Annotated in this window: 7 protein-coding genes; 5 read left to right on the forward strand and 2 right to left on the reverse strand. The window is 44.4% G+C overall.

Translation table 11 applies throughout. The features are described from left to right. Nucleotides 1-65: 65 nt before the first annotated feature. On the reverse strand, nucleotides 66-1,142 hold the full coding sequence (locus tag HWQ41_RS17270; protein WP_292765177.1) for a PIN/TRAM domain-containing protein: 1,077 nt from the start codon (nucleotides 1,140-1,142) through the stop codon (nucleotides 66-68). A 251-nt stretch (nucleotides 1,143-1,393) separates the two neighbouring features. Between HWQ41_RS17270 and hemW the strand changes: the two genes are divergently transcribed. From hemW to HWQ41_RS17290, 4 genes are all read left to right on the forward strand, one after another. Continuing rightward, nucleotides 1,394-2,575, forward strand: coding sequence for a radical SAM family heme chaperone HemW (gene hemW / locus HWQ41_RS17275; protein WP_292765178.1), 1,182 nt, complete (start codon nucleotides 1,394-1,396; stop codon nucleotides 2,573-2,575). A 10-nt stretch (nucleotides 2,576-2,585) separates the two neighbouring features. Continuing rightward, nucleotides 2,586-3,473 carry a sugar phosphate nucleotidyltransferase gene (locus tag HWQ41_RS17280; protein ID WP_292765180.1) on the forward strand — a complete coding sequence of 296 codons (888 nt, stop codon included), beginning with the start codon at nucleotides 2,586-2,588 and terminating at the stop codon, nucleotides 3,471-3,473. A 155-nt stretch (nucleotides 3,474-3,628) separates the two neighbouring features. Further along, nucleotides 3,629-4,750 carry a THUMP domain-containing protein gene (locus HWQ41_RS17285; protein ID WP_292765183.1) on the forward strand — a complete coding sequence of 374 codons (1,122 nt, stop codon included), beginning with the start codon at nucleotides 3,629-3,631 and terminating at the stop codon, nucleotides 4,748-4,750. 129 nt (nucleotides 4,751-4,879) lie between these two features. Continuing rightward, on the forward strand, nucleotides 4,880-5,467 hold the full coding sequence (locus HWQ41_RS17290) for a Uma2 family endonuclease (protein WP_292765186.1): 588 nt from the start codon (nucleotides 4,880-4,882) through the stop codon (nucleotides 5,465-5,467). A gap of 275 nt (nucleotides 5,468-5,742) precedes the next feature. Here HWQ41_RS17290 and HWQ41_RS17295 read toward each other — a convergent pair whose 3' ends face one another. Continuing rightward, nucleotides 5,743-7,347 (reverse strand): NAD(P)/FAD-dependent oxidoreductase, encoded by a 1,605-nt coding sequence (locus HWQ41_RS17295; protein WP_292765189.1) that lies wholly within the window; start codon nucleotides 7,345-7,347, stop codon nucleotides 5,743-5,745. A gap of 320 nt (nucleotides 7,348-7,667) precedes the next feature. Here HWQ41_RS17295 and HWQ41_RS17300 point away from each other — a divergent pair, with 320 nt between their 5' ends. Next, on the forward strand, nucleotides 7,668-7,883 hold the full coding sequence (locus HWQ41_RS17300) for a hypothetical protein (protein WP_292765192.1): 216 nt from the start codon (nucleotides 7,668-7,670) through the stop codon (nucleotides 7,881-7,883). Nucleotides 7,884-7,902 lie beyond the last annotated feature (19 nt).

The raw sequence follows: 7,902 nt of genomic DNA on the forward strand, positions 1-7,902 counted from the left end.
AATAATCGGTGCAGTTAACCTGCACCGATGGCATAATTTAACTCTAATTGCACCTGACATTTCCCTCACGCCAATGCTGAAGCTTGGGGTTTGGCAAAAATCATTCTTCCTGCTGTAGTTTGTAAAGCACTGGTGACTACTACTCGCAGTTCACCACCCACATAATTGCTACCTTCTTCAACGACTACCATTGTACCGTCATCTAGATAGCCAATGCCTTGACTGGGTTCCTTGCCTTCCTTGAGAATTTTCAAATCCAGGTTGTCACCAGGTAAATAACTGGGACGGACGGCATTCACTAAATCATTTACATTCAAAACAGGTACTTTCTGAACACTGGCGACTTTAGACAAGTTATAGTCGTTGGTTAGCAGTGTGCCGCTAATTTCTTGGGCAAAGCGCACTAACTTGGCATCTACTGTGGGGATATCGTCGTAATCAACTCCATTAATCAGGATGCGATCGGGGTAATCTTCCTTAATGCGGTTAAGAATTTCTAGTCCTCGCCTTCCCCGCACCCGTTTTTGGTCTTTGCTAGCATCGGCTACTTGTTGGAGTTCTTGCAAGACAAACTGCGGGACGAGAATTTGCCCTTCTAAAAACCCTGTTTCTAGTAACGCTTCAATGCGACCATCGATAATACAGCTAGTATCTAAAACTTTGGTATTGGCGGGTTTTAATGTTCCTTCCACAACCATCGATTCGACGGTGTTGGGATTAATGAACCGCAATAAGCCTCGTCCGTGGGTATCTGCCAAATTCATACCAGTGACGGAGAGGATAATACTGCCGACAACTGCCACTAGTGGCTTAATAAATCCAAAATCTGCCGGGATAGGTAGCAAAAATAGTGGGGCTAGCATGAGGTTAGCTAGTAATAGCCCAATCACTAAGCCGATCGCACGAGTTAAGATCACTTCCAGAGGCATTTCTTTGATTTGTGATTCTAGGCGACGATATGTCGTCTGGAAACTCAGCCCGATCGCACCACCAATAATAGCCGCAAAGACGGCAACAACTAAGCGTAAAGCTTCAATATTTGTTACCTGATCTAGCGTGTCATTGGGTAGTAGTTCAATGCTGTAGAACCCTATTCCCGACGCTGCTAGGATAAATGAGAAAATAATAATGGCGTCAAGCATGGTTGTCTTGTTTTCCTGCAACTGTGTTAACCGAGAAAGTTAAGTATTTTTTATTTCATCGGTAAGATAAACTCATCAATATTGACTTACACTAAGGGTTTAGGCTGACAATATCTGTAATTATTATAACCAAAGGCTTTTATCTTAATATTTTTCATTGTTTCGTTGTCAAACGACAAAAACTTGTAAAGAAACTACTCATTTTCATTGTCTCTAATTCGCAGCTGGGTTAACTTAAAACTTTTCTCAAAATGAGTCAAAAATTTAGTATTTCTGGAATTGCGAGTTCTGCTTATGTGCATATACCCTTTTGCAGACGACGGTGTTTTTATTGTGATTTCCCGGTGTCTGTTGTGGGCGATCGCTTGCGGGGCGAAACATCTGGTACTATCTCCCAATATGTTGAGATACTATGTCAAGAAATTGCCATGACACCAGCACTTGGTCAACCCCTAAAGACAATTTTCTTTGGTGGTGGTACTCCTTCGCTGCTATCAACGGAGCAGCTACAACGTATAGTAGGAAAGCTAGAGAAGCATTTTGGTATTGCGTCTGGGGCAGAAATTTCTATGGAAATCGACCCAGGCACCTTTGATTTAGCACATATAGCAGGCTATCGCAGTGCTGGCGTGAACCGGGTAAGTTTGGGTGTACAAGCCTTTCAATCAGAATTATTGCAAAGGGCGGGGCGATCGCACTCAGTTGAAGATATTTTTGCCGCTGTGGAACTAATCCACCAAGTCGAGATTCCCGAAGTTAGTTTAGACTTAATTTCTGGGTTGCCGCATCAGTCTTTGGATCAATGGCAAGATTCCCTAGAAAAAGCGATAGGGCTTGTACCCACTCACATTTCCATCTATGATCTTACCATTGAGCCAGGTACAGCCTTTGGTCGTTACTACAAACCTGGCGATATTCCTTTGCCGACGGATGAAGCCACAGTCAAAATGTACCAGATGGGGCAGCAAGTTTTGACTAGTGCAGGTTATGAGCATTATGAAATTTCCAATTATGCCCAAGCTGGCCATCAGTGTCGGCATAATCGAGTGTATTGGGAAAACCGCCCTTATTATGGCTTTGGTATGGGTGCGGCGAGTTATGTTGAGGGGAAACGCTTCACTCGTCCGCGTAAAACTAGGGAGTATTACCAGTGGGTACAAGCTGGCGGTGTGATTGATTGTGATGTGACTCCCCAAAAGGAAGTATTGTTAGAAACATTAATGTTGGGGTTGCGTTTGGCGGAGGGTTTGAGTTTAACCGCGTTGGCGGAGGCGTTTGGGGAAGAGAAAGTAGAGGAAATTTGCAGGTGTTTGCGATCGCACATTGAGAAAGGTTGGGTAGAAGTTGCAGAGGGAAGGTTGCGTTTGATTGATCCACAAGGGTTTTTGTTTTCTAATGTGGTGTTGGCGGAGTTGTTTGAGAAGTTGGGGTGATGAACTGCTTATGCAGAAAAATCAAGTTAGAAAAGCTGTGATTCCGGTAGCTGGTTTTGGCACTCGGTTGTTTCCAGCTACTAAAGTTGTCAAAAAAGAACTTTTCCCGATTATTGATCGAGATGGTAGGGCAAAACCTGTTATTATCGCAATTATTGAAGAGGCAATTAGTGCTGGAATTGCAGAAGTAGCGATCGTAGTGCAACCGGATGATCAAGAAACATTTGAAGATTTATTGAAAAATCCACCCAAAAAAGAACTTTTACAAAAACTTTCACCGCAAAATCAAGAATATAGTCGATATCTCGAAGATTTAGGTAGCAGAATTACCATTTTGTTACAAAAGGAGCAATTAGGCTATGGTCATGCGGTATTTTGTGCCAAGGATTGGGTACAAAATGAGCCATTTTTGCTCATGTTGGGCGACCATATTTATGCATCTGATATTGAAAAATCTTGTGCTAGTCAAGTTTTAGATGTTTATGAACAAGTTAATCAAAGTATTGTTGCCTTAACTGCAATGCCAGCAGATATTATTCATAAAGCTGGGTGTGTAGCAGGAGTTTGGCAAGATTTAAACTCGATTTTGTCAGTTACACAACTCTATGAAAAACCTACTATTGAGTATGCACAACAACATTTGCGTGTAGAGGGAATGTCAGAAAATGAGTTTTTAGGTATATTTGGCTTGTATTTACTAACGCCGAAAATTTTTGACTTTCTAGGAGAACATATCAACCAAAATTTCTGGGAACGAGGTGAATTTCAGTTAACATCCTGTCTGGAAAAATTGCGTCAGGAAGAGGGAATGACAGGATATGTTGTTAAAGGTAAGTGTTTTGATACAGGTTTGCCAGATGCTTATCGCCAGACAATGATTGATTTTAGAAAATTCTAGATTAATCTCAGTTTAAAAAGTATTGGGCGAATAGAATTCGCTACTACACAAGCAAAGTCCACCTGCGTGGACTAAGAGAATTGGAGTTACTAGTAGCCATTAATTACGAATTACGAATTACGTTAGCGAAGCGGTAGTGAGGAACGAGCGTCATTATGAATTATTTTGCAACAGTTGCTCGCGGATTAGAAACCCTCGCGGCTCAGGAGTTAGAGCAACTGGGTGCCCATTCCGTAGAGCCAGGGTTTTGCGGTGTAGCCTTTGAGGGCGATCGCACCCTACTTTATCGCGTCAATCTCTGGGCTAGGCTGCCGTTCCGAATCTTGGTGAATATCCATGAGTTTCCTTGCCTTGATGCTAAGGATCTCTATCGCGGCATCCAGACCATCGATTGGCAAAACTATGTAACGCCAGATATGACCCTGGCGGTGAATGTCACAGGCAAAAACGATCGCCTCAATCACACCCACTTCACATCTCTCCAGATCAAAAATGCGATCGTTGACCAGCAGCAAGAAAATCTGGGCGAGCGTTCAAATGTAGAACTTCATGACCCAGATGTGCGGATCAATGTTCATATTGAGCGCGATTTTTGTACCGTTAAACTCGACAGTTCGGGAAATAGTCTGCACCGCCGAGGCTACCGCCCTGCGGTTGGAGCAGCCCCTCTCAAGGAATCTCTGGCTGCCGCGCTCATTCAACTTTCGGGCTGGCAGCCAGACCAGATGTTCTATGATCCTCTCTGTGGGTCTGGCACCTTACCTCTAGAAGCTAGCTTAAAGGCGCTGAATATAGCGCCAGGACTGTTCCGCGATTGCTTTGGATTTGAAAATTGGCTCGACTTTGACCTGTCTCTTTTAGAAAAACTGCTCCAAGAAGCTAAGGATAGCCAACTAGATACCCTGACCGCACCTATTTGGGGAAGCGATCGCGATGAAAATATAATTGAGCAAGCGATTAACAATGCTCAAAACTGCGGCGTTGATAACCATGTCTGGTTTTCTCAAATGGAGCTTGCCGATGTTGTCGCCCCCGCAGACAGTGGGATTTTATTCTGCAATCCACCCTATGGCGAACGGCTGGGGCGAGATAGCGATTTAGGGGCGTTCTATAAACTTTTGGGCGATGTGTTGAAACAACGCTTCAAAGGCTGGACTGCATTTGTGCTGAGTGGCAACAAAGAACTGTCTCAATCGATTGGACTAAAATCATCCCAGCGAATTGCGGTGTACAACGGAGCGCTGCCTTGTCAGTTAATGAAATATGAGCTGTACTAAGAGAATCCCAGGAGAAGGTTGATACCCCGCACGGCAGCAATTGCTTCATCACCTTGGGTTGTCGCGTAGAATAACTGTATTGAGTCATCGATGAGGATTGCGTAGGCGCAGCCCACCGTAGGTATCACTATGACTGCAACCACCAAAAAACTGACTTTTGCAGAGTATCTCAAATATAACGATGGCACTGATATCCAATATGAATTGGTAGATGGAGAATTAATACCCATGAGTCTTGGCACTGGCAAGCACGGTGGCATCTCCAAGTTTTTAGAACGAAGCTTTGATGACGAAATTGCTAACATGGGCAATAATTGGACAGCACAAAAGTTTTCTGTCGGAGTGCGTTCACCACGCTCTGGACGCTGGGACACCTCACGAATTCCAGATGTGGTAGTATTACCAACACAGCAGTGGGAAGCACTTTCTAATCGAGAAGCTGTGATCGAACTCAACGAAACTCCCCCCATATTAGTGGTAGAAGTCGTCAGCGAATCTACACAAACCACAGACTACCGCAGCAAGCGTTCTGAGTATGCTGTTCTGGAAATTCCCGAATACTGGATTGTTGACCCAATTCAAGAGATAGTAACAGTATGCACTCTAGTAGAAGGGTTCTATGATGCAGTTGCATTCCGAGGACAAGAACGCATCATCTCTCCCACTTTTCCCCAGTTGGATTTGAGTACCGAACAAGTATTGGCAGGACGGAAGTGAACTCTCAATTACTGTTCTCAGGAGACAAAAATAGAGTATCTTCAATTTGCTGCTTTGCTTCAAAAGTTAGTTTACTCTCATTGATAAGAGTCATCAACTGGAAATTATTACCATAATACTGTTTTAATAATTCTTTTTGCTGTTCGCTTAAGACTTGTTATAGTTACTTTTATTTCTATCGTTCTCATAGTTACTCCCACTAATAATTACAAAGATACCAGCAATGATTAAAATCCAGTAATCACCTAGCGCTCGCTCTTAACCCAAAATCGCATTCAATTCTTCAAAATACTTAAAGCCACTGCCTCCGCCACCTTGATACCATCGATACCAGCCGAGAGGATTCCCCCCGCGTATCCCGCGCCTTCACCAGCCGGATAAAGCCCGACTGTATTCAAACTCTGATAATCCTGATTGCGTTTAATCCGAATCGGTGATGATGTGCGGGTTTCCACCCCAGTTAACACGGCATCGTCCATTGCAAATCCTTTAATTTGTTTGTCAAAAGCGGGCAGTGCTTCACGGATGGCAGCGATCGCATAATCTGGTAAACTCTCGCTCAAATCACCCAAATGTACCCCAGGTGTATAAGACGGTTTAACAGTGCCCAATGTTGTAGAGGGGCGATCGTTGAGAAAGTCTCCCACCAACTGTCCTGGAGCTTCATAAGTCCCACCGCCCAACTCAAAAGCCTTTTCTTCCAAGCGCCGTTGAAAGTCAATTCCGGCTAAGGCGTTTCCCGGATAATCTTCGGGGGTAATACCCACAACGATCGCACTATTAGCATTGCGCTCATTGCGAGAGTATTGGCTCATCCCATTAGTGACAAGTCGCCCCGGTTCTGATGCGGCTGCAACCACCAAGCCCCCCGGACACATACAGAAACTATAGACGGAACGACCATTTTGGCAGTGGTGAACCAGTTTGTAATCGGCAGCACCTAAAAGCTTATGACCAGCTTGAGCGCCAAAACGACATTGGTCAATGAGAGACTGGGGATGTTCGACCCGAAAGCCGATGGAAAAAGGTTTAGCCTCAATGTAAACCCCACGATCAAATAGCATTTGAAAGGTATCGCGGGCGCTGTGACCCACCGCCAGAACCACATAATCGCTGGCGATATATTCCCCACTGGCGAGGGTGACTCCCCGCACCTGTCCATTTTCGATATTGATATCTTCCACCCGACTTTCAAAGCGAATTTCACCGCCGAGGGATTCGATTTGGGCGCGGATACTTTGGACGATTCCGACTAGTTTAAAAGTGCCGATATGCGGTTTGTTGATATAGAGAATTTCTGGTGAGGCTCCTGCATTGACCAATTCGGTTAGTACCTTGCGTCCATAATGCTGAGGATCTTTAACCTGACTGTAGAGTTTGCCATCGGAGAATGTACCCGCCCCACCTTCGCCAAACTGAGCATTAGATTCTGGGTTGAACTCTGATTTTTTCTTCCAAAAGCCAAAGGTATCAACAGTGCGATCGCGAACTTTTTTGCCACGTTCTAAAATGATTGGATGGAACCCCATTTGCGCCAGCATCAAACCCGCAAATAATCCACAAGGCCCAGTACCAATCACGATGGGGCGAATCGCCAAATTGCTCGGTGCTTGTGCCACTGGGCGATAACTCATGTCTGGCGTGGCAATTACATGAGGATGTTTTTTCAGACGCTTGAGTAGATGAATCTCCTGAGTCGTTTCTACATCCAGAATATAAACAAGGGTGATCTCTCCTTTTTTACGCGCATCGTAGCTACGCTTGAAGATGGAATAGCCGATCAATTCTTCGTCCGTGATTTGCAGCTTTTTGAGGATGGCAGACTTGATCTCATCTTCAGGATGATCAAGCGGGAGCTTTACTTCTGTTAGTCGTAACATAGCGAGGAGAAATTCATACTATCTTTTAAAATATTAATCAAAATCACTGTGGCGCGTTAGCATAGCTTGCCGTAGGCATCGCTAATTTTCTTCGGGGCTTAAACAAACGTGAGTTTGATAAATCTTTCCCTGCCTTGAACTAAAGTTTACAGCTATTTTCACCACGCGGTAAGGGCACAGCATTGCTGTGCCCCTACGACAGATGTAATTCAAATACATGAAAACTGCTATAAGTCTGTCGCTTTTTGATTCTGCTACGATGTACACACAAGTCCTAAAAATTTAGCTTAATAAAGCTTTGCTTATTTTTATGCAAAGCATTGCCAGTTGATGCATTAGCATTGCCAGTTGATGCGTCGGCATTGCAGGTTGATGCGTTGGCATTGCAGGTTGATGCATTAGCATTGCAGGTTGATGCATTGGCATTGCAGGTTGATGCATTGGCATTGCAGGTTAACAAATCGCACTCCCATCTTCAATGTACTCATAAGGTAGCGATTTCAAAGCCTCTCTCCGCTTGTCTGACGACAGGCTGACGCCAACGGGGAGAGGTTT

This window comes from Nostoc sp. NOS(2021) (assembly GCF_017115025.1).
Taxonomy (GTDB): Bacteria; Cyanobacteriota; Cyanobacteriia; order Cyanobacteriales; family Nostocaceae; genus Nostoc.